The sequence below is a fragment of the Marinobacter sp. MA genome, from assembly GCF_048298425.1.
GTDB lineage: Bacteria > Pseudomonadota > Gammaproteobacteria > Pseudomonadales > Oleiphilaceae > Marinobacter > Marinobacter salsuginis.
The window spans coordinates 1,013,729-1,040,066 of the sequence record NZ_CP103058.1 but is presented as its reverse complement, the minus strand read 5'-3'; the positions used below and the strand labels follow the sequence as shown (position 1 = coordinate 1,040,066).

General features: G+C 58.2%; 23 protein-coding genes and 1 tRNA gene. 4 read left to right on the top strand and 20 right to left on the bottom strand.

Features of this window, described 5'->3' with window-relative positions:
* Positions 1 to 17: 17 nt before the first annotated feature.
* From alr to rnr, 8 genes are all read right to left on the bottom strand, one after another.
* Positions 18 to 1,094: an alanine racemase gene (gene alr, locus NUW46_RS04755; RefSeq protein WP_418141493.1), complete on the bottom strand. Its 1,077-nt coding sequence runs from the start codon at positions 1,092 to 1,094 to the stop codon at positions 18 to 20.
* Complete coding sequence (gene dnaB, locus NUW46_RS04750) at positions 1,094 to 2,500, bottom strand: replicative DNA helicase (RefSeq protein ID WP_041644976.1); 1,407 nt, start codon at positions 2,498 to 2,500, stop codon at positions 1,094 to 1,096. Before dnaB ends, alr begins: the two co-directional genes overlap by 1 nt.
* Before the next feature lie 234 nt (positions 2,501 to 2,734).
* Positions 2,735 to 3,181 (bottom strand): 50S ribosomal protein L9, encoded by a 447-nt coding sequence (gene rplI, locus NUW46_RS04745; protein ID WP_064227062.1) that lies wholly within the window; start codon positions 3,179 to 3,181, stop codon positions 2,735 to 2,737.
* A 20-nt stretch (positions 3,182 to 3,201) separates the two neighbouring features.
* Complete coding sequence (locus NUW46_RS04740) at positions 3,202 to 4,068, bottom strand: hypothetical protein (protein WP_069184038.1); 867 nt, start codon at positions 4,066 to 4,068, stop codon at positions 3,202 to 3,204.
* A 26-nt stretch (positions 4,069 to 4,094) separates the two neighbouring features.
* On the bottom strand, positions 4,095 to 4,325 hold the full coding sequence (gene rpsR / locus NUW46_RS04735; RefSeq protein ID WP_007154918.1) for a 30S ribosomal protein S18: 231 nt from the start codon (positions 4,323 to 4,325) through the stop codon (positions 4,095 to 4,097).
* A 25-nt stretch (positions 4,326 to 4,350) separates the two neighbouring features.
* Positions 4,351 to 4,767 (bottom strand): 30S ribosomal protein S6, encoded by a 417-nt coding sequence (gene rpsF, locus NUW46_RS04730; RefSeq protein ID WP_069184037.1) that lies wholly within the window; start codon positions 4,765 to 4,767, stop codon positions 4,351 to 4,353.
* Positions 4,768 to 5,013: 246 nt separating this feature from the next.
* A complete protein-coding gene (rlmB, locus tag NUW46_RS04725) occupies positions 5,014 to 5,751 on the bottom strand; it encodes a 23S rRNA (guanosine(2251)-2'-O)-methyltransferase RlmB (protein WP_412537169.1) in 738 nt (245 codons plus the stop codon).
* Between the two features lie 15 nt (positions 5,752 to 5,766).
* Positions 5,767 to 8,343 carry a ribonuclease R gene (gene rnr / locus NUW46_RS04720; RefSeq protein ID WP_418141492.1) on the bottom strand — a complete coding sequence of 859 codons (2,577 nt, stop codon included), beginning with the start codon at positions 8,341 to 8,343 and terminating at the stop codon, positions 5,767 to 5,769.
* Positions 8,344 to 8,595: 252 nt separating this feature from the next.
* Here rnr and NUW46_RS04715 point away from each other — a divergent pair.
* Positions 8,596 to 8,682 (top strand) — tRNA-Leu (locus tag NUW46_RS04715).
* 113 nt (positions 8,683 to 8,795) lie between these two features.
* Here the strand turns inward: NUW46_RS04715 and NUW46_RS04710 are convergent.
* From NUW46_RS04710 to mpl, 5 genes are all read right to left on the bottom strand, one after another.
* Positions 8,796 to 10,679, bottom strand: coding sequence for a hypothetical protein (locus tag NUW46_RS04710; RefSeq protein ID WP_418141491.1), 1,884 nt, complete (start codon positions 10,677 to 10,679; stop codon positions 8,796 to 8,798).
* Between the two features lie 115 nt (positions 10,680 to 10,794).
* Positions 10,795 to 12,537 carry a protein adenylyltransferase SelO gene (locus tag NUW46_RS04705; protein WP_222466223.1) on the bottom strand — a complete coding sequence of 581 codons (1,743 nt, stop codon included), beginning with the start codon at positions 12,535 to 12,537 and terminating at the stop codon, positions 10,795 to 10,797.
* Between the two features lie 82 nt (positions 12,538 to 12,619).
* The gene (locus tag NUW46_RS04700) at positions 12,620 to 13,759 is read right to left on the bottom strand and encodes an acyl-CoA dehydrogenase family protein (RefSeq protein WP_069183950.1); all 1,140 of its coding nucleotides are present in this window, start codon (positions 13,757 to 13,759) and stop codon (positions 12,620 to 12,622) included.
* A 122-nt stretch (positions 13,760 to 13,881) separates the two neighbouring features.
* A complete protein-coding gene (locus tag NUW46_RS04695; protein WP_418141490.1) occupies positions 13,882 to 14,529 on the bottom strand; it encodes a flavin prenyltransferase UbiX in 648 nt (215 codons plus the stop codon).
* Positions 14,530 to 14,575: 46 nt separating this feature from the next.
* Positions 14,576 to 15,970, bottom strand: a complete 1,395-nt coding sequence (gene mpl, locus NUW46_RS04690) for a UDP-N-acetylmuramate:L-alanyl-gamma-D-glutamyl-meso-diaminopimelate ligase (RefSeq protein ID WP_418141489.1) — start codon at positions 15,968 to 15,970, stop codon at positions 14,576 to 14,578.
* 155 nt (positions 15,971 to 16,125) lie between these two features.
* Between mpl and NUW46_RS04685 the strand changes: the two genes are divergently transcribed.
* Positions 16,126 to 17,388: a 6-phosphofructokinase gene (locus tag NUW46_RS04685; RefSeq protein WP_069183953.1), complete on the top strand. Its 1,263-nt coding sequence runs from the start codon at positions 16,126 to 16,128 to the stop codon at positions 17,386 to 17,388.
* A gap of 85 nt (positions 17,389 to 17,473) precedes the next feature.
* Here the strand turns inward: NUW46_RS04685 and NUW46_RS04680 are convergent, their stop codons facing one another.
* Both NUW46_RS04680 and NUW46_RS04675 read right to left on the bottom strand, forming a co-directional pair.
* Positions 17,474 to 17,728, bottom strand: a complete 255-nt coding sequence (locus NUW46_RS04680; RefSeq protein ID WP_064227053.1) for a GrxA family glutaredoxin — start codon at positions 17,726 to 17,728, stop codon at positions 17,474 to 17,476.
* Positions 17,729 to 17,846: 118 nt separating this feature from the next.
* On the bottom strand, positions 17,847 to 19,973 hold the full coding sequence (locus NUW46_RS04675; RefSeq protein WP_069183954.1) for a methyl-accepting chemotaxis protein: 2,127 nt from the start codon (positions 19,971 to 19,973) through the stop codon (positions 17,847 to 17,849).
* 60 nt (positions 19,974 to 20,033) lie between these two features.
* Between NUW46_RS04675 and NUW46_RS04670 the strand changes: the two genes are divergently transcribed.
* Positions 20,034 to 20,477, top strand: coding sequence for a YqaA family protein (locus NUW46_RS04670; RefSeq protein ID WP_064227051.1), 444 nt, complete (start codon positions 20,034 to 20,036; stop codon positions 20,475 to 20,477).
* On the opposite strand, the gene NUW46_RS04665 is transcribed toward NUW46_RS04670, so the two are convergent.
* Positions 20,417 to 21,862, bottom strand: a complete 1,446-nt coding sequence (locus tag NUW46_RS04665) for an ABC1 kinase family protein (protein ID WP_418141488.1) — start codon at positions 21,860 to 21,862, stop codon at positions 20,417 to 20,419. The two genes, NUW46_RS04670 and NUW46_RS04665, sit on opposite strands and share 61 nt — an antisense overlap.
* A gap of 252 nt (positions 21,863 to 22,114) precedes the next feature.
* Between NUW46_RS04665 and NUW46_RS04660 the strand changes: the two genes are divergently transcribed.
* On the top strand, positions 22,115 to 23,206 hold the full coding sequence (locus tag NUW46_RS04660; RefSeq protein ID WP_418141487.1) for a GGDEF domain-containing protein: 1,092 nt from the start codon (positions 22,115 to 22,117) through the stop codon (positions 23,204 to 23,206).
* Position 23,207: 1 nt separating this feature from the next.
* Here the strand turns inward: NUW46_RS04660 and lipB are convergent, their stop codons facing one another.
* The 4 genes from lipB to NUW46_RS04640 are packed head-to-tail and all read right to left on the bottom strand — an operon-like array spanning position 23,208 to position 26,269.
* On the bottom strand, positions 23,208 to 23,846 hold the full coding sequence (gene lipB, locus NUW46_RS04655) for a lipoyl(octanoyl) transferase LipB (RefSeq protein ID WP_153634578.1): 639 nt from the start codon (positions 23,844 to 23,846) through the stop codon (positions 23,208 to 23,210).
* A 5-nt stretch (positions 23,847 to 23,851) separates the two neighbouring features.
* On the bottom strand, positions 23,852 to 24,121 hold the full coding sequence (locus NUW46_RS04650; RefSeq protein ID WP_069183958.1) for a YbeD family protein: 270 nt from the start codon (positions 24,119 to 24,121) through the stop codon (positions 23,852 to 23,854).
* 30 nt (positions 24,122 to 24,151) lie between these two features.
* The gene (locus NUW46_RS04645) at positions 24,152 to 25,318 is read right to left on the bottom strand and encodes a D-alanyl-D-alanine carboxypeptidase family protein (RefSeq protein ID WP_418141486.1); all 1,167 of its coding nucleotides are present in this window, start codon (positions 25,316 to 25,318) and stop codon (positions 24,152 to 24,154) included.
* A 57-nt stretch (positions 25,319 to 25,375) separates the two neighbouring features.
* Positions 25,376 to 26,269 (bottom strand): septal ring lytic transglycosylase RlpA family protein, encoded by an 894-nt coding sequence (locus NUW46_RS04640; protein WP_418141485.1) that lies wholly within the window; start codon positions 26,267 to 26,269, stop codon positions 25,376 to 25,378.
* Positions 26,270 to 26,338: the final 69 nt, after the last annotated feature.

Below are 26,338 nucleotides of genomic sequence, written 5' to 3'. Positions count from 1 at the left end.
CAGAGCGCCCCGCGATACTACCGGTATTGCCGCGGCACCCGCCCGGTGATGCCGGTCATCAACTCGTAGGAGATGGTGCCAGCACAGGTCGCCACCTCATCAACCCCAACTGTGCGCCCCCAGAGTTCGACAGTGTCGCCCTCCTTCGAATCCGGTGCATTGGTGAGATCAACCGCCAGCATATCCATGGATACCCGACCGATGAGCCGGATCCGCTGTCCATTGATGGCCGCCGGTGTGTTGGTGCCCGCATGCCGGGGGTACCCATCGCCATAACCAATGGCCACCATGCCCATCCGGGTATCCCGATCGGCGACCCAGCCGGCTCCATACCCAACAGACTCACCCGCTGGCACCATTCGGGTGCTGATCAACGGTGCCTCCAGCGACATTACCGGTTCCAGACCAAGCTCCGGGCCGGTTTTGCCAACCATTGGCGAACCGCCATACAGCATGATGCCCGGTCGGCTCCAGTCAAACATCGGCTGGTCAGGGTGAAAATGGGCGGCCGAATTGGCAACGCTCTTCATCAGCTTGGGAAACGCAGAGGTAGCCTTCTCAAATACCGATGTCTGCTGCGCCGTCATGGCACTATCCGGATCGTCGGCACAGGCGAAGTGGGTCACAAAGCCCAACAGTCCCTTCTCCGCACTTATGGCCTGCAGCCGGCCCATTACCTTGCCCAGCTCATCCGGATGAAAACCCAGACGGTTCATGCCGCTGTTCACTTTCAGCCAGAACGCCGGTCGTGCTTCAAGGCGCTCCAGCCACGACAGTTGCTGGAAACTGTGGAAAACCGGCTCAAACCTGTTCCGGGCGCACTCATCAATATCCGCTTCGGCGTGCACTCCCTGCAGCAGGACTACCGGCTGTGCCAGGCCCGCTTCCCGTATGGCCGCCGCCTCTTCGATACACGCCACCGCAAACTTCGGGGCCAGGCTGTCCAAGGCCGAGGCCACCGGCCCTATGCCGTGGCCATAGCCGTCGGCCTTGACCACGGCCATCACCTGCGCCCCGCCGGCCCGATTCAGGGCTGTCTGATAGTTCCTGCGAAGGGCGTCGAGATCAATCCGGGCAACAGTGCTGCGGGGCATCAATACTCCCCGCCATAGTCGCTGTAATCGCCGTGGGCCAGGTCCTCGAATTTTGTGTACTTGCCGATAAAGGCCAGGCGGATAGTGCCGATTGGGCCGTTCCGCTGCTTGCCAATGATGATCTCGGCAATGCCCTTGTCCGGCGTGTCTTCGTTATACACCTCATCCCGGTACACAAACATGATGACGTCGGCGTCCTGCTCAATGGCGCCCGATTCCCGAAGATCCGAGTTAACCGGGCGCTTGTTGGGCCGCTGCTCAAGACTCCGGTTGAGCTGGGACAGCGCCACAACCGGGCAGCTAAGCTCTTTGGCAATACCCTTCAGGGACCGCGAGATTTCCGAAATCTCGGCCGTCCGGCCTTCGGTGTTGCCGGGTACCCGCATCAACTGCAGGTAGTCGACCATGATCAAACCAATCTTGCCGTCGTTTTCCCGGGCAATGCGTCGGGCCCGGGAGCGCATTTCCGTGGGACTCAGACCCGGCGTATCGTCGATATAAAGAGGTTTGTCCTTGAGCAGACTCACCGCCGACGTCAGCCGGGGCCAGTCGTCCTCTTCCAACTTACCGCCACGGACCTTGGTCTGATCAATGCGCCCGAGCGACGAGAGCATCCGCATGGCAAGGGCATCCGCCGGCATTTCCATACTGAACACCAGCACCGGCGTTCCGGTGCTGATCAGGGCATTCTCCACGATATTCATGGCAAACGTCGTCTTACCCATGGAGGGACGACCTGCCACAATGATCAGATCCGAGGGCTGCATGCCCGAGGTCTGTTCGTCCAGATCCTTGAAGCCCGTCGTCAGACCGGTGGTCTGCTCGCCAGACTCAAACAATTCCTCGATCCGGCTCAGGGTCTTGGCCAGAATCGGGTTTATGGCCTGTGGACCGGAACCTTCCTTGACCCTCGCTTCAGCAATCTGGAATACGCTCCGCTCGGCCTCGTCGAGAATTTCATTACTGTTCCTGCCGAGCGGGTTGAAGGCCGAATCGGAAATCTTGCCGGACACCTCTACCAGCTGTCGCAGAATGGACCGCTCACGGACAATATCCGCGTAGGCACGGATGTTTGCTGCGCCCGGAGTTTTCTCAGCCAATTCCGCCAGATAAGACAAGCCACCGGCATCCTCAATATCGCCGGCGCGCTCCAGGAATTCCGCCAGGGTAACAACATCCAGTGGCTCGCTCTCACTGGCAAGACGCTCCACGGCGCCAAAAATCAGGCGGTGGTCCTGCCGATAGAAATCGGCGGCCGAAATCACTTCCGAGATCTCGTCGAACCGGCGGTTATCCAGCATCAGGCCGCCCAATACCGCCTGCTCTGCTTCCACAGAGTGGGGAGGCACCTTGATACGACTGGTTTCGAGATCGGTACTCGCGGGCTTCAGATTGGGCTTGGCCATGAACACATCTTCAGTTGGACATCACAACCACGACAGTTTAAGCGACCTGCCGCGGCAATGGGAGAGGGTTACAGGGACTTAACAGCATACCAGAAAGCAACAGGCCCGAAAGCCGCGAGATGCGGTTCGGGCCTGTCAGGTTGGCCAGCGCTGGACCTCATAAAGAGGAAGCGAGAGCCACCAGCGTATTACCAGAGCCGGGGAAACCCCGACACCGTTTTCAGGGAAAACAGCTTACTCGGCAACGACCGCCAGCTTGACCGTAACTTCAACGTCGGAGTGCAGCTGAAGCTCGATCTCGTACTCGCCAGTCACCCGGATCGGGCCTTCCGGCAGACGAACTTCGCTCTTCTCGACTTCGGTACCACCGGCAGTGATCGCGTCAGCAATGTCGCGCACACCGATAGAGCCGAACAGTTTGCCTTCTTCACCGGCCTTGGAGCTGATGGTGAAAGCAGCACCCTCGAGGGCCTCGGCGCGGGCCTGGGCAGCAGACAGCTTCTCAGCAGCCGCTTTCTCAAGCTCGGCACGACGCTCTTCGAACGCCTTCAGATTTGCTTCGGTGGCAGGTACAGCCTTGCCATAAGGAAGCAGGAAATTACGACCGTAACCGGCCTTGACCTTTACCTTGTCACCCAGGGAGCCAAGGTTTGCAACTTTCTCGAGCAGAATAACTTCCATCTCGTTAACCTCTTCGTGCTTTATTCAGCCGGCCCGGCAGGACTTATGCGCCTCCGGATATCCAGCCAGCTATCCACAAAAGCCAGAACCACTAACAGAATCATCAGGCTTGGGCCCAGAAGGATCAGCGCTACGTAGAACATCGCCAACCAGTTCCCACTGAGCTGTTTCAAACCAACAACGCCGTGCACCAGCGCCAGGCTGGCCAGGAACAGCGGCGTTCCCGCGGCCCAGGCCAGCAGCATGGAATTCAGCCCGAGGAACGGACCGACTACCATGGTCACCGCGCACAACACCGCAATAGGCGGAGATAGCCTCAGGCCATGGAATTCCTTGCGGAATCCACCGGGGTTATAAAGCCCCGCCTGCCAGGCCCGCGCCAGCATGGTCATGCCCACACCCGTTGCCAGGTAGGTGCCTGCCATGCTCGCGTTCATCGTGTCCCGGATAACCTTATCGAGGTCATCGCCGAGACTCTTCGCAATTTCGGCATTGTACTGTTGGTAAAAACTCACCCCGGCCTGGACCAGATCATCCAGCAGCCCCGGGTACACCACAGGCAACATCAGGCCCGTGACGATTGCGAGAAAACTTCCCGCAAGCAGAGCTTTTTCCCAGGACAGCGTTGTCCTGATCAATGACGCCATAAGCATCACCTGGAGCAACACGGCCAGAGCGGTCGGGTCCTGCCCGAAAATGCTCCAGCCAAGCGCCGGAAGTAATGCCCAGAGCCCGATATTGAGCCCCTGACTGATGCCAAGCCTGAGAATGACCAGGCCAACAACGGCTGCGCCAATCCAGAACAACAAGGGTACGGCAGTTGTTACTGCTGCTACCCCACCGGCCTGGAGGGGACCGCGCATTACATACTGTGCAAGTGCACGCATGGTCCCAAGTCCTGTGTTTCTGTTACTTAGTTATCGTGGCTGTCCGAGTACGGCAGCAGTGCCAGGTAGCGGGCACGCTTGATAGCGGTAGCCAGCTGACGCTGATAACGTGCTTTGGTGCCGGTGATGCGGCTGGGCACGATTTTGCCGGTTTCAGTGATGTAGCCTTTCAGGGTGTCCAGATCTTTGTAATCGATCTCCTTTACACCCTCTGCCGTGAAGCGGCAGAACTTACGACGTCTGAAAAAACGAGCCATAACTTAACTCCTCAACTCCGGTTAATTACTCTTCTTCGTCCTGGGTTTCAGCACGCTGACGTGGCTCGTCAGATTCGGCTGAACGACGCGGGCGATCATCGCCGCCACGACGGTCTTCACGGGACTCGGAAGCTTTCATCGGGGACAGTTCTGTATCCGCACCATCGCGGCGCAGGATCATGTCGCGGATGATTGCATCGTTGAAACGGAAGTTGTGAGTCAGCTCGTCCATTGCGGCCTGTGAACATTCAACGTTCATCAGTACGTAGTGAGCCTTGTGAATCTTGTTGATCGGGTATGCCAGGTGACGACGGCCCCAATCTTCCAGGCGATGTACCTTGCCGCCATCTTCAGTGATGACGCCGGTATAACGCTCGATCATCGCGGGCACCTGCTCGCTCTGATCCGGATGTACCATAAAAACGATTTCGTAGTGACGCATGAGTTCTCCCTACGGTTTAAACAGCTTCCTTTTTCCCGGCACGGATCTGAACCCGCGACCGACAAACATGAAAGCAAGGAGTTGACAGCATTCTGCTGCCGGTTTCTTTTTGCTTTATCAATAAGGCTTTACAAGAAAGGCTTGATCAAAAGCTTGGCTTCGGATTGCCGGTATTCAGACAATACAAAACCACCCCTTAAAAAAGGGGTCACGTATTCTAGGCGGGGAAGCCCTTGTGTGCAAGGGTTAACCAAGCCGTTGACGCAGGGCTTCGTATAGGCAAACACCCGTAGCCACCGACACGTTAAGGCTGTCGACATGGCCGAGCATCGGGATATTGATCAGCTGGTCACAGTGCTCACGGGTCAGTCGGCGCATCCCCTTGCCTTCGGCCCCCATCACCAGCGCCACCGGGCCTTTGAAATCGGCCTGATATAGCGTTGCCTTTGCCTCACCGGCAGTACCGATCAGCCAAACACCCTGATCCTGCAAACTGCGCAGAAAGCGGGCGAGATTGGTGACCCGCACAAAGGGCACCGTCTCGGCAGCACCACAGGCAACCTTGCGGGCAACCGGAGTCAGCGAAGCGGACTTGTCCTTGGGAACAATGACCGCCTGAACACCCACAGCATCAGCGGTGCGCATACAGGCGCCAAGATTATGGGGATCGGTCACACCGTCAAGCACAAGCAGGAAAGGCGGCTTGTCACTGCCGGCCAACTGCGCCAGCAGATCGTCTTCGGTCCATTCCCGGCTTTCACTTACGGCCGCGACAATACCCTGGTGAACGCCGGACACCCGCTCGTCGAGCTCCCTGCGATGCACAACCTTCCAGCGCACACCCAGGCTATCCAGGGTATCGGTAATACTCTTGACTCGCTTATCCTGCCGGCCGGTCTGGATCCAGACCTGCTGCAGCCGTTCAGGCTCGCGTTTGAGGACAGCCTCAACCGCGTGCCAGCCAAACACAAATTCTCCGGACACTAATTCTGCTTCCTGTTACTTGCCTGATTTGCGCGGCTTGCCTTTCTTGTCGCCTTTGCCAGCGCCGCTGCCCTTCTTGCCTTTTTTCAGGGCGAGTTTCGCAGCCTTCGCAACCAGCTCGTCCCTGGCAGAAGGCGTTTCATTATCATCGAAGGCCTCAGGCCCCTTTTTCTTCGATGACGTCGACGCCGGGCGCTTCCTCGGGCGCTTCAGGCCAGGTTCGCCGGATGATGCACTCTTTCGTGCAGGCTTGGCTTTGCCCGGCGGCTTGCCGCCTTTGCCGGCGTTACGCCTCGCCTTTCCTCGCTCGCCTTTATCAGGAACCGCAAGCGCGTCGCGATCAGCCTGTCGGTGCACCGGTTCGCTGATCAGCTCCAGGTCGATCTTGCGGTCCTCCATTCCAACCCGAACGACCTTCACACGGACCTCATCCCCAAGCCGGAAACTCATTGCTGTGCGCTCACCGATGAGGCGATGCTTGACTGAATCGTGATGGAAGAAGTCACCGCTTAGCGTCGACACGTGCACCAGTCCTTCTATGTAGACGCCAGAAAGCTCAACAAAGAAACCAAAGGGCACGACGGATGCAATGACGCCATCGTATTCCTCACCGACATGATCACTAAGGTACTCACACTTCAACCACGCCATGACATCCCGGGTAGCATCATCGGCACGGCGTTCTGCCATTGAGGTATGCTCACCCAGCTGCTCCATCCGGGCCATATCATAGGGGTACTCGGCGAGCTCGGGGTCCGGCTTGGGAGGCGGAACCACATCCTTGGAGGGCTTCCCTCCGTGAATAACCGACTTTATGGCCCGGTGATTGATCAGGTCCGGATAACGTCGAATCGGCGACGTGAAGTGAGCATAACCCGCATAACCAAGGCCAAAATGGCCGCCCTCTTCAGGGCTGTAGACGGCCTGGCTGAGTGAACGCAGCATCACCGTCTGGATAACATTGGCATCCGAGCGGTCCTTGATACTGTTCAGCAGCTCCTGGTAGTCCGCAGACGTAGGGTTATCACCGCCGCCCAGTTGCAGACCCAGCTCACCCAGGAACAGACGAACCGCATTGAGCCGCTCTTCTGACGGGCCATCATGCACCCGATACAGGGCAGGCAGTTTGTGTTTTTTCAGGAATCGCGCTGTAGCAACGTTCGCACACAGCATGCACTCCTCGATGATCTTGTGGGCATCGTTGCGTTGTACCGGCACGATCTCTTCAATCTTCCGGTCGGCGTCAAACACGATCTTGGTTTCGGTGGTTTCGAAATCAATTGCACCACGCTCGGTACGCGCCTTGCGCAACAACTGGTAAAGACCATAAAGATTGTGCAACTGCGGGAGCACGTTGGCGTATTGCTCGCACAGCTTATAGCCCTGCTCCGTGTCCGGGTGCTCCAGCATGGTGCTTACCTTGTTGTAGGTAAGCCGCGCATGACTGAACATGACCGCCTGATAAAAGTTGTAGCTGCTGATGTTACCGGCGGCGCTAATGGTCATATCGGCCACCATGCACAGGCGATCGACGCCCGGATTCAACGAGCAAAGGCCATTGGACAGTTTTTCTGGCAGCATGGGCACAACGTGATCCGGGAAATAAACCGACGTACTGCGGTTTAACGCCTCTTCATCCAGCGGGGAACCGGGCCGGACGTAGTGGGACACATCGGCAATCGCAACGATCAGGCGATAGCCACCACGAGGCCTTGGCTCGCAATAGACAGCATCGTCGAAATCCCGGGCCGTTTCGTCATCGATGGTTACCAGCCTGAGATTGCGGATATCCTTCCGATTGGCCTTGTCTTTCTCAGTGACCTCTTCCGGAATCTGTGCCGTCTGCTCACCGACCGCGGGCGGCCAGCTGTGGGGAATGTCATAGGAACGGATGGCAACGTCAATTTCCATCCCTGGTGCCATGTGTTCGCCAAGCACCTCGACAACCTTGCCCAATGGCTGGGTGCGCACGGTGGGCTGGCGAACTATGTCCACCACAACATACTGGCCGTGGCGGGCATTGCCGCAATTCTCCTGGGGAATCAGTACTTCGTGATTGATCCGCGCGTTTTCAGGAACAACGAAGTTGATACCACTTTCCTGGAAAAAGCGTCCCACCGTCTGGCTGGTCCGGTATTCCAGAACTTCAACGATCACACCTTCGCGCCGGCCTCGATCATCAACCCGATCAACCCGAGCGGCCACCCGATCACCATGAAACACCTGACGCATCTGTCGGGCAGTGAGAAACAGATCAGAGCCCCCGTCATCTGGCACCAGAAAGCCGAAGCCATCTTTGTGCCCAATCACCCGCCCCGTCACCAGGTCGGCTTCCTCAATGGGAAGGTAGGCGCCACGCCGGTTACAAATCAACTGCCCGTCCCGACACATGGCAATCAATCGCCGACGAAGAGCTTCAATGCCCTCCTCTGACGACTGACCAAGTTCTGAACACAGTGTTTCGTGGGTTGCGGGAGCGCCACGCTCTTTGAGATGCGCGAGGATAAATTCCCGGCTTTGAATAGGATTTTCGTATTTCTGGGCCTCACGGCTGGCGTGAGGATCCCGGTCGTTTTTCTTCCTGGAAACCATTCGGATCCTTGTTAAGAGGCTGTACCAACGCGGCACAGTTCAGATTCGTTTGCAATGGAGTATAACGTTGGGATGGAGCTCCTGCCTATCAACCTGCAAGGAATAGGCACAAATACCTGCCATTCTTTTTGCGAAAAAATGTTTGACAGCCTCGGCGGGAATTATTAAAGTACGCGCCATCGGTTGAGGGACACACCTCAACGCTGGCAGAAACGTTTAGTTTTCAACAAGCTAAGCTTCTGCAAATCACCTGCCGAGGTGGTGAAATTGGTAGACACGCTAGCTTCAGGTGCTAGTGGGGGCAACCCCGTGGAGGTTCAAGTCCTCTCCTCGGCACCATTTCCTCCCTCAGGAAATGGCAAGACAGCCAACCGGCGAAGTCGTTAATTTCCTCAAATAGCATCCGATCCGCGCAGTCTTCTTGCCAGAAGCCAGGTTGCCACTGATCGCGTCTATTCCAGCAGCCCCACCAGATACTCAGACAACCTCTGGTAACCAAACTCTACCTTCGCATAAGCTGAATTGGGCACACCCTCAAACTCGCGGCCGCATTCTCCGGACGAATTGTAGTTTTTCAGATAGGCATCGCGGATAAGATTCGGTTGTTCTGCAACAAAGCCTGGCCCGTCTGCTGGCGGATAGTTTATCGCCCACTCGAAACTGCCATCGCCAGTCACCCGGGGCAGCTGTAGAAGATCCGGATCCAGAAATCCATAGCGCAACAGCCGGAGATTCGGTTGTTCGGGCCCCGAAAACTCCCGTCGATCAAATTCAAGCACCGGATCGGTGAAACCCGCAGGCTGGGGATCATAGCCGGAAAACTGGTACGCCTGAACGCCTGTCACGACCTGACTTGCGTCGACAGCATCCTGCTGTGGAGCGCAGCTGTCTATACCCGCCGAAAAGGTTACGGCCTCCACCTCAACGCCCTGCTCTGAAATCCGGTATCCGGGAAAAACGGACGAGGAATTGTCGGTTTCCGGAACCAGCGTGCGCCTTGCGCCACCGCTGGTCTCAGCAACCAGTTCCACCAGATCGCCGCTGTCCGTCGTCCAGCTGTAGGTGACCTCTGGAGGGCCGCCCAATTCCGTTGAATCCGCTGCAATTCCCCTGTGTTCATGACAGGTGGTGCTGGTCTCGAAGTGAATGCGGCGATTGCCCCAATCGAAAACCAGCCGCTCATCCGTGCCCTCTTCGTCGAAATTCAGACGGCTTTGCTCCGAAAGCGCGGCGGAGGGCAACCACTGGGTTTCCAGGTCCGCCATGTAGCCGTTAACACCGATCAGTCGTGCCAGCTCCGGCATGGAGGGTGACAGGCAGCCGTTCGCGGAGACGGATAGCAGGCGCCCGCTCTCACTGTAAGCGAACGCCAGCTCGGCGGAGATCTGCAGGCCGGAGCGGTTGGCAGGCAGGCTGTCCTGATTGGAGGGCTCGGCGTATACCTTCTGGCTGGTCAGCAGCACCGGGTCGCTCAATTCCACATCCACTTCGGGGAGAACCAGGGCGTCCACATCGACATTGGCAAAATCACCCTGGGCGACATCATCAACCACCGCGATCACATCCGCAGCGTTCTGCACCAGCGATACGCCCAATAGAAACGCCGCTTCCCTGCTCAGGAATCGCTCCGTGCCGTCACTGTCTCCGGCCGCCAGCAGGTCGTTGTAGGCAGAGGGAATCTGGCTGGCCATGAACCTTGCCAGTGCCCGGGCATAGGCATGTGAGCGCTCGTCCTGGGCGAGGATATAGTCCCGCACCAGATTCAGGTCCGCCAGGCTCGCTGCCGCGCCGGAAGGTGTTTGCAGGAAGGCACCAAGGCCGACGATGCCCCGGTAACGGGCCAGCGTGGTTAATGGCGTGATATTGCGGACACCCGGAGGCGCCGACATCAGGTAGGCACTGACCACCGGAACTTCCCCGTTACGCGTTTCCTCAAGGGTTTTACCCGGAAGGGCTACGGCATGCAGCGCATAATCCCGTGGATCAAGATCCGGCCCCACTGAAGGATTCAGGACCAGTTCCGAAATATCCATCGCGAAACGACCGCCGGCACCACTCATGGCGGTGGGCTCCCCCGAGGCAAGAGTAACCTCCCTGCCATTATCCAGCTCGATAACCAGAGGCCCCGGGGTGAACTGACTGTCCCCATCCATGTCGAGCCAGACCCGGGCGTTCTTCAGGTAGCCGTCGATGACCTTACCCGTGTAAGGCGCAGGCTCGCTGTATTCAACGCCATCGAAATCCCGCCCGTCCACGGGCAACTGGTCGGATTCCTCACCGCAACCGGCGAGGATGAGGGAGACAGCAGTAACAGGCAGACCAATCAGGCGTTTCATCGCGGCAACCGTTTATCCTTGTTAGAGGTTGTGCCGCTACTTTAGGGGATGTCGTGGCTGTAGACCTTGATAGGTTTGGCAATTTGTAAAGTTTGGTAACCAGACGGGGCTTCAGTCACGACGAGCAGCTGTAGTGTGAAACCCCACCCAGGTTGAACAACTCCGACGGCTTCAGCCGGTAGTATTGCGCCTCAACCGCATTCGACTGCTCGGCATAGGGTTGCGTCAAAACACCCTGCAAGGCACGCAGGGGCTGGTAATCGCCCTCTGCTGCTCGCTGATAGGCAGGCAGCACGAACCACTCACGCATGGTGTATTTGGGGTTCACCAGCTTCATGTTGCGGGATAGCTCCTCACGGAATTGGGAGCTGACAGTGGAGTCATCGATCCCAATCTGCGATTTCCATCTGGCGAACCACTCTGACCAGCGGTTGAGTAGCCCTTCCGGATCGGCCGCTGCTGACTCATCCAATGATCTGTAGAAGCTGTTTTTGAGGGGTTCGATGTCTTCGGGTATGGAGGAAAGCTCCCGGAAGAACACCGTATAATCCACTGGGGTCCGGGTCATCAGCGTAATCAGTTCCCTGAAGAGTTCGGCGTCAAAAGTGCCAAGGCCCAGCTTCGCTGCCCACATCTTTTCCAGCTCCGCCTGCATTACCTCGGCAAATCCACCGTGAATCTCCTGGAGTTGCGCCTGTTCGTTCTCGTGATCTGCCAGCAGCGGCTGAAGGGCCGAACAGAAACTCTTGAAGTTCCGTTCAGCCGCTGCGGGTTGGTTAAGAAAAGAGAAGTGCTGCCCGCCACCGGTCCAGGGCTGGTAGAACGGCTCGAATACTTCGCAGAAGCCAAAAGGCCCGTAATCCAGCGTGAAACCGCCAGCGGCGCAATTGTCGCTGTTGAAATTGCCCTGGCAGTAACCAACCCGGATCCAGTTCGCCACCAGCGAGGCAAGGCGGCCGCGAAACTCCCGCGCGAGTATCACGATTTTTGTGGGCGTATCGAGGGACTGGTCAATAACGCCGTGGTACTCCCGATCAATCAGGTGCAGCACCAGCTGCTCGAGTTCTTCAAGCGCCCGGGGGTGTTCCTGCCTTCGGGCCCTGCGCCCGAAAAGTTCCAGCTGGCCCACCCGAATGAAGGACGGGGCGACACGTGTGGAGATGGCAACCGGCTCCGAAATGAGCTGGTCGGGATCCAGGGAATGGGAGCCCGGGGAGTACCAGGGGCGCCGTACTCTCTCTGTTTTCGAAACATAGAGACTCAGCGACCGGGAGGTCGGCACACCCAGTGCGTGCATGTGCTCCTGGGCCAGGAATTCACGAACGCTGGAACGCAGGACCGCACGGCCATCACCACCACGGCAATACGGCGTCTGTCCGCCCCCCTTGAGCTGCATTTCCCAGCGCTGACCGTTCAGAACAGCTTCCAAAACCGAAATGGCGCGACCGTCGCCATAGCCGTTGCCGGTCTGGAACGGGCACTGTTGGGTGTATTCGGTGCCGTAGATGGAAAGTGCATAGCCACAGGCCCAGCCGACTTTGCTCATGGGCGCCGGCACCTGTGAGAGGTCTCCGGAGAACATTCGGACAAAGTCATCGGATTGAGCCAGGCTGTCTGCAAAACCCAATTCGCGGAACAAGCCGGGGCTGTGCGCCACGTAGTCAGGATTCGCGATGGGCGTTGGCCGGACGGGAACATAATGCCCCGAATAGACCTGTCTTGGTCGATGGTCAACGCCATCGGGCGTGGCATCCGGATCATCGTTCAGGCGATCCATCAGCGAATAGTCAGCCATCGGTGCAAGTTCTTCGAGGTTGGTCACTTCGAAACGGGTTTCTCGCGACAACGGCTTGTTCATCTGTGCCTCTCCTGATCAAAGGAAACGGGCAGTGCCAGCACTGCCCTCAATTGCCCTTATGACCAGCCCATGTGGCGAGGGTTCAGAATGAACGGGCAACGATTTCCTTCATGATTTCATTGGTGCCGGCGTAGATCCGCTGGACCCGCGAATCTGCCCAGGCCCGTGCGATCGGATATTCCCACATGTACCCGTAGCCCCCGTGAAGCTGCACGCATTCATCCATTACCTTGCACTGCAGGTCCGTGGTGAGCTGCTTGAGCATCGCCGCGGTGGGGATATCGAGCTTTTTGTCCAGATGCAGCTCCAGGCACCGATCGGTGAACACCCGGGCAGCGGTGATTTCCGCCTTCATCTCCGCCATCTTGAAGCGTGTATTCTGGAAGGCAATCACCGGTTTGCCAAAGGCGTTGCGCTCCTTGACGTAATCCAGCGTCCACTGCCAGGCAGCTTCGGCAGCGGCAACAGCGCCCAGAGCCACCTGCAGGCGCTCGGCCGCCAGCTCCTGCATCAGCTGGAAAAAGCCCTGACCTTCGCCCGGACCGATCAGATTCTTTTCAGGTACCTTTACATCCTGGAAGAACAGCTCGGAGGTGTCCTGGGCCTTCATACCCACCTTGTTCAGGTTCTGGCCTTTCTCGAATCCTTCCCAGGCGGTCTCCACCATGAACAGGCTGATACCCTTGGCGCCTTCCTTCGGGTCGGTCTTGGCGACCACGATAACCACATCGGCAAGCTGACCGTTGGTAATAAAGGTTTTCGAACCGTTCAGAACGTAATGATCGCCGTTCTTGACCGCCGTGGTTTTCACACCCTGCAGATCCGAGCCGGCCCCCGGCTCGGTCATGGCGATGGCGCCAATCATTTCACCGCTGGCCAGTTTGGGCAGATAATGATTTTTCAGCTCGTCCGAGCCGTAGTTGAGCACGTAAGGCGCTACGATGTCAGAGTGCAGCCCCCAGCCTATCCCCGTCAAGCCGGCCCTGGCGACCTCTTCGATCAACACCGCGCTGTACCGGAAGTCCGCGCCTACACCGCCAAACTCCTCTGGCAGGCAGGGACACAGAAAACCCAACTCGCCAGCCTTCTGCCAGAGTTCGCGGCTGACCTGGCCGTCTTTCTCCCACTGATCATGGTAAGGCGCAGCCTCCTGCTCCAGAAACTTGCGGACAGAATCGCGGAAGCCTTCAAGGTCGGCGTCGAAGAGAGTACGTGGAATCATGGTGAACCTCGGTGAATGACCTGTGTTGTGATTGTCGTTCACCAAGTCTCGGCCCGGAGCCCGGTTTGCTCAATGATGAAAAGCATCAATCGGGCTGGCCAAAACCATCGTCTCGGGCAGCCTCAGGCCTTGCGCTTATCCTCGGCGCGGGCTTCGCCCCAGCGGGGCATGAGATCCTGGGGCAGATTCAGATGATCAAGGATGCGGGCAACAATAAAGTCCACCAGGTCCTCGACTGCCTGGGGTTTGTGGTAGAAGCCAGGGCTCGCCGGCATGATGACGGCCCCCATCCGGGTCAGTTTCAGCATGTTGTCCAGATGCACCTCGGAGAAAGGCGCTTCCCTGGGCACAAGAATCAGCGGGCGACGTTCCTTCAGGGCCACATCGCCGGCCCGCTCGATCAGGTTATTGCTGGCGCCGGTCGCCAGGGCCGAGAGCGTTCCCGTACTGCAGGGACATACCACCAGCGGCGCTTTCTCCCCGGAACCGGAGGCCGGCGGTGCAAACCAGTCTTCCCGGCCAAACACCAGAACCTGGCCCGGCTCCGCGCCTGAATAGGCAGACAGGGTTTCCTGCATGGCCGGCGGGGTTCCCGGCAGCTTGAGGTCGGTTTCCGTGGCGATCACTACCTGCGCGGCCCGGCTGACCATCACATTCACCCGGCAGCCGGCCGATACCAGGCACTGCAGCAGGCGCAGACCATACTGGGCGCCCGAGGCGCCGGTGAAGGCCAGGTTAACTGTTGAAGGCCGGTTCTGGTCGTTGCTCATGGATGTCGCCACTTGTCAGTCAGGAAAAGTCACCGGCCACGCCGGATCAGCCACGAATACGCTCGAGCTCGGCAATGAGTTTACTGTGGATACCGCCAAAGCCACCGTTGCTCATGATCACAATGTGGCAGGGGCTGGGCAGATCTTCCAGGGTACGTGCCAGCAAGTCTTCCACCGAGGCCTCTACCCTGTGCCTCTCGGAACCAGCGTTCAGCGCCTGCCATCCGGAAACCAGTTCCGGCAGCCAGTCCATGTTGTTCAGGTTGGCCCACAGAACCCGGTCGGCGGTTTCTGCACTTGGCAGCAACGTCTGCTGGTGAACGCCCTGCTTCATGGTGTTCGAGCGCGGTTCAATCAACGCCAGGATAGGCTCCTCACCCACCTGATTACGCAAGCCCTCAAGGGTGGTGGCAATAGCGGTCGGGTGGTGGGCGAAGTCATCGTAGACCCGCACGCCGTCGATGTCTGCCAGCAACTCCATGCGCCGCTTGACGCCAGAGAACCGGCAAAGCGCCGCCACGGCATGATCAGGAGTGACACCCACATGGCGGGCAGCGGCAATGGCAGACAGGGCGTTTCGGACATTGTGAAGACCGGTCTGATCCCACTTCAGCGTTGCCACCGGCTGCTCGTGGTGAATAACCAGAAACCGGCTGCCATCCTCCGAGAGCAGCTCGGCGCGCCAATCCGACATGCGAGGAGTCTCGCTGCCAATGGCAGTGTCCTGGACCGGGCTCCAGCAGCCCAATTCCAGGGCATTATCCAGGTGGCGATCTACTGCGGGACGAATGATCAGGCCCTGGGAGGGGACAGTCCGAACCAGATGATGGAACTGTCGCTCAATCGCCTCGACGTTGTCGAAAATATCCGCGTGATCAAACTCCAGATTATTCAGGATCAGGGTGTGGGGACGGTAATGAACGAACTTGGAGCGCTTGTCGAAGAAGGCGCTGTCGTATTCATCCGCCTCGATCACAAAAAAGTCGCTGTTGCCCAGCCGTGCCGAGACGGGAAAATCCCGGGGAACACCGCCCACCAGGTAACCCGGTTCGAACCCGGCCTGGTCCAGGATCCAGAGCAGCATGGACGTGGTTGTGGTCTTGCCATGGGTACCGGCCACCGCCATCACCCAACGATGCCGAAGCACCTCGCGGCTCAGCCACTCGGGCCCGGACATGTAGTCAATGTTCCGGTTAAGCACCGCTTCGACTTCCGGATTGCCCCGGGACATGGCGTTGCCGATCAGAACCAGATCCGGTTTGGGCTCAAGGTGATCCGCGTTATAGCCTTCCATCAGGCTGATACCCTGAGCCTCCAGCTGCGTGCTCATGGGCGGATAAACACCCTGATCAGAGCCGGTCACGGTGTGGCCAAGCTCCCGGGCAAGAACGGCCAGGCTGCCCATGAAGGTGCCACAGATTCCGAGTATATGAATGTGCATTCGGCAACTGCCCTCTGAGTTGAAACCCGACAAGCCTCCCGTATCCGCCCCACCCCGTCAAGAGCCATGCTATCCGCAATCCTGCTCATGAAAATTGCCGGCGATTGGCGTATCATCTGCGCCATTGTCGAACCAGCAGGAGGCTCCAGCCCGAGATGGCCATCAAGAACGCATTCTACGCTCAGTCCGGCGGTGTCACCGCCGTCATCAATGCCAGTGCCTGTGGCGTCATCCAGACTGCCCGCAAGCATCCGGACAAAATCGGCAAAGTATTTGCCGGACGCAACGGCATTATCGGGGCGCTGAAGGAAGAACTGATTGATACCAGCCTCGAAAGCGACGATGACATCCAGGCACTGATTCATACCCCGGGCGGCGCTTTCGGCTCCTGTCGCCACAAGCTAAAGAACATTTCCGAAAACCGCCGCGAGTATGAGCGTCTGATTGAGGTATTCCGGGCTCACGACATTGGCTACTTCTTCTATAACGGCGGCGGGGATTCACAGGATACCGCCTACAAGGTCTCCCAGATCGCGGACAAAATGGGATATCCCATTACCTGCATCGGCGTGCCCAAGACGGTAGATAACGACCTGCCGTTCACCGACTGCTGCCCGGGCTTCGGCTCGGTTGCCAAGTACATTGCCACGTCCACTTTGGAAGCCAGCCTCGACATCAAATCCATGTGCGAGACATCCACCAAGGTGTTCATCCTGGAAGTGATGGGCCGTCACGCCGGCTGGATTGCCGCATCCGGCGGCTTGGCGGGACAGGGCGAGGGCGAGCCGCCCCACATCATTCTGTTCCCTGAAATTCCTTTCAATCGCGACGCTTTCCTGGCGCGCGTAGACCACTGTGTGAAGGAATACGGCTACTGTGTTGTCGTCGCCTCCGAAGGTGCCCAGTATGAAGATGGCCGGTTCCTGGCAGATGCCGGAGCCAAGGACGCGTTTGGCCACACCCAGCTCGGTGGTGTTGCCCCCGCCCTGGCCAACATGGTCAAGCAGGCCCTGGGCCACAAATACCACTGGGCCGTTGCCGACTACCTGCAACGCAGCGCCCGCCACATTGCCGCCGCTACCGACGTTGAACAGGCGTATGCGGTAGGCAAGGCGGCGGTGGAAATGGCCCTGGAAGGCAAGCAGGCGCTGATGCCCACCATCGTGCGCGAGCAGGCAAAGCCGTACCGCTGGAAGATTGGCGAAGCGCCCCTCAGTGAGGTGGCAAACCAGGAAAAGAAGATGCCGATCCACTTCATCACCGACGATGGCTTTGGTATCACCCAGGATTGCCGGGACTACCTGGAGCCCCTCATTGCCGGAGAGAGCTTCCCGCCGTTCGATAATGGCCTGCCTCGGGTTGCCAGGCTCCAGAACACGCTGACCGAGAAGAAGCTGAAAACGGATTTTGAACTCTAGTCCACTGCAGGACTCAGCGAATAAAAAAGCCTGACAGTTTACGCTGTCAGGCTTTTTTGGTTGCTTGAAGAGTCATCGCTGTGTGCTAGCGAGCCAATTCCGCCTGATGGTCTCGAACATAGGCGTAGAACTGATCAAAACCTCCCACATACTGGCTCCCCACAAGAATCTGCGGCACTGTGTAAACTGGCCGGCCGATCCTGTCGGCAATATCCTGCTTACTCATACCCTTCTCGATCATATCGACCCACACATAGGGAATGTTTCTGGCCTCACACAGGTGCCTGGCCTGCACACAGAACCCACAACTTGAGCGGCCGTAAATCGTGACCTGCTCCATAAACACCTCCAAGATCTCTGGCGGTAAATTCCGAGATTAAAATCGTATGAGCGAATCATGACACGGCACCCGGTAATTGAAAATTGATGCTTTGAATCGCCGCCATAGTAGCGAGCCATCATGTTCTGAGCCGGCTGAGCTCACGCTCCAGAACCTGCACCTCGTGGTCCAGGGCCTGACCACTGCCCTTGACCCTGCTGGCAAGCTCCCGGAGATCGTTGGCCGCATCGCCGATATGAGTGAGGTTGCGGTTGATTTCCTCGCTCACCGAGCTCTGTTCTTCCGCCGCAGTGGCCACCTGGGTTACATGCTCCACGATGGTCCCGATCCGGTCGACTACCGTGGCCAGCGAATGGGCCGCTTCCTGGGTGCCATCAACCGCCGAGGTGGCGCGATCAACGCCGCTCTGTATCACCGAAACGGCACCGTTCACATCCTGCTTGAGGCCGTCGATCATGGTGCTGATTTCATCGGTGGATTCCCGAGTGCGGGAGGCCAGCGTGCGGACCTCATCGGCAACCACGGCGAATCCGCGTCCCTGTTCGCCAGCCCTGGCGGCCTCGATGGCAGCGTTGAGGGCAAGAAGGTTGGTTTGCTCGGCGATGCCTCGGATGACATCCAGGATGCGATTGATATCCTCGCTGCGATTGGCCACCTGCCCGATTGCCGTACTGGCCTCGCCCATATCGTTGGCCACCGCGCTTACTCCATTCACCGCCGATGACAGCGTATCCTGGGTAAACCGGATGCCGTCCTGGGCCATCCGGGCGTTATCGGCCGCTTCGCCGGCAAACCCTGCCACCTCTCCTGCAGCGGCGGACATTTCGTTCATGGCGGTGACCACGCTGTCGATGTCCTGGTGCTGTCGACCTGTCTGTTCATCGGTCTCGACCGCAATGCTGCCTACATCCCTGGCCTGTTCGCGGACCTTTACATTCACGTCCTTCAGATCATTGATCATCTCTCTCAGACGCGCCAGGAAGGCATTGAACCCGCCGGCCAGCTCGATCAGTTCGGCGTGGGTGTCGATTTCCAGTTCACGGGTCAGGTCTCCTTCGGCGCTGGCCAGGTTCTTCATACGATCCCGAATTTCATCCAGCGGGCGGGTCACCGAGCGCACCAGCAGCACCAGGGCCACAATGGCCAGGACAACCACACCGATACCCACAAGGCTCTGGCGAGTGGCGGTGGCGGCAACTTCGTCCGACAACAGGCCAGTAATTTCCGAAACGCTTGCCAGCGCGGCATCCCGGGGCAACTCAATCAGCAGCGACCACTCGGCATCCGGCAACCGGATCTCAACGGGATAGGCCACGGCCAGGGTCTGACCGTCATCAAAGGTGCCTTCACCCTGGTGCAGCCCTGCGAAGGTGCTGCCGTGATCGGGCACGGCTTCCTGCAGAGGCCGGCCAAGGTGCGACTCATAATGGCTGGAGGCCGCGATAAGACCCTGCTCACTGATCAGCGTGACCCTGGACTGGCCTCCAAACAGCTCCTGGCTGACACCGGCAATGGTTTTTTGCAGGGTCGAAAGATTGATATCGACACCCACCACACCGGCGAATGTTCCGTCATCCAGAATCGGAACCACCAGACTGGTCATCAGCTCGGAATAGCCCTCACTGATTTCATATTCGTAGGGCTCCATAATGCAGGGCGCTTTGGTATCCCGCGAACAGAGATACCACTCAGCTTCCCTGATCCCGAATTCGTTGAGGTTATCCAGATACTTGGTGGAGGGGTCCTCTGTGCGGCTGAACTGGACCTGCCCGTCCGGCTCCCGGTAGTAGTATATCTCCAGGGTGCCCTCGTCGCTGCTGTGCTCTTCAACACCACCGGTGAAATAGCGATCCTGGCCATCGTAGCCATCCGGTTCGAACTGGGCGTAGATCGAGCTCAGGCTTTTCTGCTCCTCCAGAACCGCGCCAACGGTCTCCTGAAGGGCTGACCGGCTGATACGCCCGGAGCTGTCGGCCTGAATATTACGGATGATGACGTTGCGAACGACTTCCGGCGTGCGAAAAGCGGTCGCAAACTGGCCACTGACCAGCTCACCATATTTGCCGGCGGTTGCGCCTAGCTGATCCATCACAATACCCTGCACCGTATCCCGGGTTTCTGCCGTCAGCCTTTCTTCCATGTCGCCGAGGGATAACTGGGCCGTGACTACAATGCTAATGCCCATAATCAGGAGCAGTGACACAACGAGGGCATAGAGCTTGAAGCGCAGCGATAACTGTTTCATGGTAAGGCCGGACCTGCGGAATGTTGGAGGTTCGTTTCATCTTAAAGCACGGAGGGCACGGTGGCCTACCTGACGCTATTTCTGACCGCGTTCGCTGCCGCCACGCTGCTGCCTGCCTACTCGGAAGTCCTGCTTGGCACCCTGATAACCCAGGGCTACTCCTGGTGGTGGCTCTGGTTCTGGGCAACGCTGGGCAACACGCTGGGCTCGGTCGTTAATGGAGTTATCGGCCGGCAGGTGGATCGCTTTAAGCATAAGCGCTGGTTTCCGGTCAGCGAAATGCAGCTGCACAAGGCGCGGAACCGATTTAACCGTTATGGCCAGTGGTCACTGTTGATGGGCTGGCTGCCCCTGGGGGGTGACGCGCTGACCCTCGTTGGCGGGATCATGCGCGTGCCCTGGCTCAACTTTGTCATTCTGGTGGGGATTGGCAAGGGCGCCCGCTACGCCTTCGTGCTCTGGCTTGTGGCCGAGGCATCCGGCGCGTCATCACCCTCACCGTAGAGGTATTTCCTGAGCAGTGGCTCGCCGTTGAACTCGGAATTCAGCACCGCAACGAAGGTGTAGACCCCGATCAGTTTCCGGTTAAGGAAAACAAATTCCTTCGGAGGAACACGGAAATAGCGACTGATAGCCGATCGAGCGGCCTGTCGAGCCACCCGGGACGGCAACTCACTCTGCTTCCAGCGGTATTCGCCGTGACTGTTCACCGCATAATCCGGCCAGGCGTCCTTGTCACTGGATAGCGGCTCGAGCACCGACATACACACCTGGCCGAATTTCTCCAGCACTTCGTCGGGCCACTCGGTGCTCATGAAGCGCAACTTGACGCCACCATCAATCACCGCATGCAGATCGTTCTCATAGGACGCCCTGATCATCTGGATAACCGGTTTGAGAAAGTCATCCGAGTAGGCCTGAACAGCCCCGAAATCAAGCAGGACTATGCGGTCGTAACCCGGGTCATCACCTTCTTCGCCAGCAATCCGGATGCGGTAGTTGCCGAAGTTCGGATCGGTCTGTATTTCGCCCCAGACGAACAGCTCGCGGAAGAACAGCTCCAGGGCAGCCTTGCCCAGGGCGCTCCGACGCTCCAGAGGAAGGTCTTTTACCGCCTGGGAACTGACAGAATGGCCATGTTCGTAGGTCGAACAAATCACGTGCGCCGTTGAGAATTCCGGCAGGACCCTGGGTACGATGAACCTGGGATCCGACGCCAGCATGGTGCGGAATTTCTCGGTGGTTTTCGCCTCCAGACGATAGTCCACTTCCCGGTGCATCATCTGCCGGACTTCTTCCAGCCAGTCATTAAACTCCGGGCCAAAACTGACCAGCCTTGCCACCCGCAACAACTGGGCAACCGCATTCAAATCGCTATCAACAGCATCGGCAACGCCGGGGTACTGAACCTTAAGCACCAATTCCAGGCCGTCACTTTTGCGCCAGGCCCGGTGCACCTGCCCCAGCGAGGCCGCTCCAATGGGTTCGGGTTCCACATCCAATTGAGCCAGGCGATCGGCTCCCAGCTCGTCTTTAAGAACGCGCTCAATGGCCGGCCATTCCAGTGACGTGGTCTGGTCCTCCAGGGTATGGAGGGCTTCCGTGACTTCCTCGGGCAGGAAATGCTCGCCATACAGGGCCATGACCTGGCCGATCTTGACCACGCTACCCTTCAGCTGTCCCAGCTCATCCACCAGGAACCGCGCCTGGTTAGAGAGCATGGCGCGGTGGCGCTTCTCCCGGTTTTCCCGGCTGCTGAACCAGTTGGTTGCCATATGCGAAGCCATACGGGTACCCGCAAACAACCCGGCACGGGTCAGGCTCAACCTGCGCTCGAAACTGCCTGTCTTGATGCGGGAAACCGAATTTCCTGAACGTCTGGAAGACATAATGACCTGTTCGGATCAGAGAATTTCACCACGTTTGGCGTCTAACTCCATTATACGGATAGTCAGGGGAGCTGACCTAACCGAGTCGACCGGCTTTCTGCGGCCACGGGGCCAATGTGCCAACACCGTCGCCGGTTTACATCTGGGCAACCGGATCGTTTACGTTTCGACACAGTTTCTGGCAGGAAACCGGTCTACTATTTCTACATACGTAAGGTCCAGCAACGATTATCACAAGAACAAGATCCGAACATGCCGCAATCCGCAAGAAAAACGCCGGATACGGAACTGTCCCAGTTCCGGGTCAAGGGCGAGATTCCTGTCCCGATTCTGATCAACTGGCTGACTGCCGTTGCCGTTCCCCTGCTGTTCTTCTTCGCCTGGCGCTCAAGCCTGCAGAATGACCCGATTACACCGCCATTGCTGATTGGCTTTGCCGTGCTTCTGACGGCCAACTCTGTTACCTATTTACTGTCCGGCAACAGAACGTTGCAACGCCGGGCTTTTATAACCCTTATCACGGTGCTGTTCACCTACCTGGCGATCCATGCGGTTGAGGACGGGTCCGCCATTATCTGGCTGTTCGCCTACCCCCCCATTATTTTCTACATCAGCGAATCCCGGGTTGGCGTGCTCGCCTGCAGTGGCGGCTTCGCCGCCGTCATTCTGCTGTTCAGCCCGCTGGGAGACCTGCTGTTCGAGCCTCCTCACAGCGCCAGCTTCCGGATTACCATGGTGGCGGTACTGGGCTTTGAGATGGTCACCTGCTACATCCTTGACCAGAGCCGCCGGCGCAGCAAACTGGGCCTGCTGAAGCTGGCCGCGGAATTCGAGTATGCGGCCAAGCATGATGCACTCACCGGCCTTGCCAACCGACGGGAAGCCCTCGAGCAGCTGGACATCGAATACCAGCGCTACCTTCGCAACGCCCGGTCGTTTTCTGTACTGCTGATGGACATCGACCTGTTCAAGAGCGTCAACGATAACTACGGACATCACGTCGGGGACGAATTGATCACCCTGGTTGCCAGAACCCTGCGGGAGCAATGTCGCAAGGTTGACACCCTGGCCCGGTGGGGCGGTGAGGAATACCTGGTACTGCTGCCGGAGACAACCACCGAGGAGGCCATGTCCTCTGCCAACCGGATCCGGGAAGCATTTTCCGAAAGATCCGTCAGCACCGAGCAGGGTCAGGTGCAGGCCACAATCAGTGTGGGCGCGGCATCAATCCGGGGATCGGAGTCCATCGACCGCCTCCTTCAGCGGGCAGATGAAGCCCTGTACCGGGCCAAATCCGAGGGCCGAAACCGTGCCTGCGGTTATGAGGATGAAGCGGCGGCCTGAACTACCAACCCTGGCAGAACTCGACATCCCCGCGGGCCAGGCCGTTGACGAGTTGCTCTGACAGTCGTTGCTGCACGTCGGCCAGGGTTATACCCGGAACAAAGTCCCGCACCTGGCACATGGCCATGCCGGCATAGCCACAGGGATTAATCCGCTGGAAGGGTTCCATGTCCATATCCACGTTCAATGCCAGTCCGTGGAAAGAACAACCACGGCGAACCCTGAGGCCGAGGGAAGCGATCTTGGCATCTCCCACGTAAACACCGGGCGCATCGGGCCTGGGGGCGGCCTCAATACCCAAACCGGCCAGGGTGCGGACTATGGACTGTTCAATCTCATCCACCAGGGAACGCACACCCATTTTTTTTCGAGTCAGGTTGATCATCAGGTAAATCACCAACTGACCGGGCCCGTGATAGGTCACCTGCCCGCCCCGATCAACCGGGATCACCGGAATATCGCCCGGAGCGAGGATATGCTCCGCCTTACCCGCCTGGCCCTGGGTATAGACCCGGGGGTGCTCAAGGCACCATAACTCGTCCGCCACGCTGTCATCGCGGTCGGCGGTGAACGCTTTCATGGCCTCCCAGGTTTCCAGGTAGGGCTGTTCCCCGAGGGATCGAACAATCAGGTCAGGCATCGGGCTCAGAGCACCATGTGCACGCGGCCGCTGGCCTTGAGATCTTCGAACAGGGCTTTGAGCTGTGCTTCACCCGTTGCCACAATCTTGAGCTGGACCGAGGAAAACCGGCCCTTGCTGCTGTCGTTTACCGTAATGTCGGTTTCGCTGATCCCGGGCGCATGCTGCTCCACAACCTCAACTACGAACTCGGTGAAATCCGGCGCTGCATTGCCGATCACCTTGATCACGTAGTCGCAAGGAAACTCAATTTTTGGTGCTTTCGGCTGACTCATGCCGCTTTACTCCCCGGGATCAACATCACCCTACTGAAATAACTGAACGAAAAAGAGCTTGATGGCATCCCAGATGCGTTTGAAGAATCCGCCCTCCGGAACTTCGGTCAGGGCCAGCACCGGCTGATCAACCAGTACCTCACCGTTATAGGACACCTTGACCCGGCCCAGCCCATCCCCGACCTTGATGGGTGCTTTGATCACAGAATCAAGGTCAACCGTGGACTCCAGATCGTTTCTCGAACCCCGGGGGATGGTGACATAGACGTCTTCGGTCATGCCGACTGACAGTTGATCAGTCTGGCCACCCCAGACACGGGCTTCAATCAGCTCCTGGCCGGACTGGAACAGGCGTTCGCTCTCGTAGTAGCGGAAGCCGTAATTCAGCATCTTCTGGATTTCCTGAGCCCGAGCTTCTGAGCTGTTGGTACCCATGACGACCGCAATAAGGCGGGTGTCGTTGCGCTTGGCCGAAGCAACCAGACAGTAGCCAGCTTCCTCGGTGTGACCGGTCTTCAGACCATCGACGCTGTCATCACGCCAGAGCAGGCTGTTCCGGTTCGGTTGGCGGATATTGTTATAGGTGAAGTGCTTTTCAGCGTACAGCGGATAGTTTTCCGGGTAATCATTGATGATTGCCTGCGCCAGCATGGCCAGGTCATAGGCCGTTGAAAAATGATCCGGCGACGGCAGACCGGTAGCGTTTTCAAAGTTGGTGTCTTTCATGCCCAGCAACTGGGCCTGCTGGTTCATGATATCAACGAAGGCGTCTTCGCTACCGGCAACAAATTCCGCAAGGGCGACTGAGGCATCGTTGCCCGACTGAATGATCACCCCCCTGAGCAGATCCTCAACCGACACCTGAGTGCCTTCCCGGACGAAGGTTCGGGACCCCTCGGTTTTCCAGGCATTCACGCTGATCGGCACCATGTCGGACATGGCAATCCGGCCCTCATCAAGCTCCCGCTCAACGATATACGCGGTCATCATTTTGGTCAGACTGGCGGGCGGCAAACGCTCGTGGCTGTTCTCCTCCATGATGATCCGTCCGCTCTTGGGATCCATCAGCACATAAGAGCTGCCAGCAATCTGCGGCGGCGACGGAATCAGTACCGCCTGGGACATCGCCTTGCCTGTCAGAGCAAGCATCAACACAAAGACAATAGATAGGGTTCGAAAAACAGAGTTTAAGGCCATGGGTCCATTCATTCGTCGTTAAGTGTGTTTCTTATGAAGGTGTCTTGTTTGCCATGCTCAGTGCGTATCGGTCAGCACGATGGACTGATCGAAACCCCGAGCTTCCAGGAGGCTCTGGGTGCGCCTGGCGCTGTCTTCATCGCTGAACGGGCCCACCTGAACCCGGTGAAATCGCCCCGAGGAGGTATCAACAGCCCGAACACGCATCGGGTTTTCCAGCACCGACCTTACCTGGCTGAGCAGCTTCTCGGCCGGGTCCCGGCTGCTGAAGGAGCCCAGCTGTACAAACAATGACCGGTTGCTCATTGCCATGTCGCCGCTTGCCTTCACCCGGCTTTCTGCGTATGTGGTCGCGTCTCCCGGAGAAAAGGGCTGACCGGCAATGAACATGGATCCATCCGGCCTGACCGTAATGGCGGCGACTTCTACCCTCGCCGTGCCCCGGGCCTGGTAGCCCAGCTTTTTAGCGGCAGCGTAGGACAGATCGATGATTCTGTCGCTGTGAAAAGGCCCACGATCGTTGACACGGACGATCACCGAGCGGCCATTGTCCAGATTCGTTACCCGGGCAAAACCAGGAATCCGCAGGGATTTGTGCGCGGCGGACATGGCATACATGTCAAAGATTTCGCCATTGGACGTCTTGTGGCCATGGAATTTCTCCCCGTACCAGCTGGCCGTACCCCGGGCAACATAACCGTCGTTGCTGTCGAGGACGTGATACTGCTTTCCCCAGACCTTGTAGGGCGATTTATTACCGGCCCTTCGGGGCGCCTCATAAACCGGGACCGCATCATCAAGCCCGGAGACATCAAAATTGCCCGAGGGCGCCCTGTCGGTCGCCAGGGTATAGCGAGAGGAGTGGTCGGTTTCCGGAGATGACGCGCAGCCGCCGAGTATCACGGACACCACAACCGTCAGCAGGAGAAAGAATGAGGGCTTGAAGTTCACTGTCCGGAGTTCCTCTTCACTTCACTGGCACCGCCGTCAGGTGTTCGGCGCTCTGGCTATCATTGTAAC

What these genes read in the sequence shown, in the direction of transcription:
- alr (WP_418141493.1), bottom strand. Translation starts at nt 1,094, where the DNA reads ATGCCCCGCAGCACTGTTGCCCGGATTGATCTCGACGCCCTTCGCAGG.
- dnaB (WP_041644976.1), bottom strand. Translation starts at nt 2,500, where the DNA reads ATGGCCAAGCCCAATCTGAAGCCCGCGAGTACCGATCTCGAAACCAGT.
- rplI (WP_064227062.1), bottom strand. Translation starts at nt 3,181, where the DNA reads ATGGAAGTTATTCTGCTCGAGAAAGTTGCAAACCTTGGCTCCCTGGGT.
- NUW46_RS04740 (WP_069184038.1), bottom strand. Translation starts at nt 4,068, where the DNA reads ATGCGTGCACTTGCACAGTATGTAATGCGCGGTCCCCTCCAGGCCGGT.
- rpsR (WP_007154918.1), bottom strand. Translation starts at nt 4,325, where the DNA reads ATGGCTCGTTTTTTCAGACGTCGTAAGTTCTGCCGCTTCACGGCAGAG.
- rpsF (WP_069184037.1), bottom strand. Translation starts at nt 4,767, where the DNA reads ATGCGTCACTACGAAATCGTTTTTATGGTACATCCGGATCAGAGCGAG.
- rnr (WP_418141492.1), bottom strand. Translation starts at nt 8,343, where the DNA reads ATGGTTTCCAGGAAGAAAAACGACCGGGATCCTCACGCCAGCCGTGAG.
- NUW46_RS04710 (WP_418141491.1), bottom strand. Translation starts at nt 10,679, where the DNA reads ATGAAACGCCTGATTGGTCTGCCTGTTACTGCTGTCTCCCTCATCCTC.
- NUW46_RS04705 (WP_222466223.1), bottom strand. Translation starts at nt 12,537, where the DNA reads ATGAACAAGCCGTTGTCGCGAGAAACCCGTTTCGAAGTGACCAACCTC.
- NUW46_RS04700 (WP_069183950.1), bottom strand. Translation starts at nt 13,759, where the DNA reads ATGATTCCACGTACTCTCTTCGACGCCGACCTTGAAGGCTTCCGCGAT.
- NUW46_RS04695 (WP_418141490.1), bottom strand. Translation starts at nt 14,529, where the DNA reads ATGAGCAACGACCAGAACCGGCCTTCAACAGTTAACCTGGCCTTCACC.
- mpl (WP_418141489.1), bottom strand. Translation starts at nt 15,970, where the DNA reads ATGCACATTCATATACTCGGAATCTGTGGCACCTTCATGGGCAGCCTG.
- NUW46_RS04685 (WP_069183953.1), top strand. Translation starts at nt 16,126, where the DNA reads ATGGCCATCAAGAACGCATTCTACGCTCAGTCCGGCGGTGTCACCGCC.
- NUW46_RS04680 (WP_064227053.1), bottom strand. Translation starts at nt 17,728, where the DNA reads ATGGAGCAGGTCACGATTTACGGCCGCTCAAGTTGTGGGTTCTGTGTG.
- NUW46_RS04675 (WP_069183954.1), bottom strand. Translation starts at nt 19,973, where the DNA reads ATGAAACAGTTATCGCTGCGCTTCAAGCTCTATGCCCTCGTTGTGTCA.
- NUW46_RS04665 (WP_418141488.1), bottom strand. Translation starts at nt 21,862, where the DNA reads ATGTCTTCCAGACGTTCAGGAAATTCGGTTTCCCGCATCAAGACAGGC.
- NUW46_RS04660 (WP_418141487.1), top strand. Translation starts at nt 22,115, where the DNA reads ATGCCGCAATCCGCAAGAAAAACGCCGGATACGGAACTGTCCCAGTTC.
- lipB (WP_153634578.1), bottom strand. Translation starts at nt 23,846, where the DNA reads ATGCCTGACCTGATTGTTCGATCCCTCGGGGAACAGCCCTACCTGGAA.
- NUW46_RS04650 (WP_069183958.1), bottom strand. Translation starts at nt 24,121, where the DNA reads ATGAGTCAGCCGAAAGCACCAAAAATTGAGTTTCCTTGCGACTACGTG.
- NUW46_RS04645 (WP_418141486.1), bottom strand. Translation starts at nt 25,318, where the DNA reads ATGGCCTTAAACTCTGTTTTTCGAACCCTATCTATTGTCTTTGTGTTG.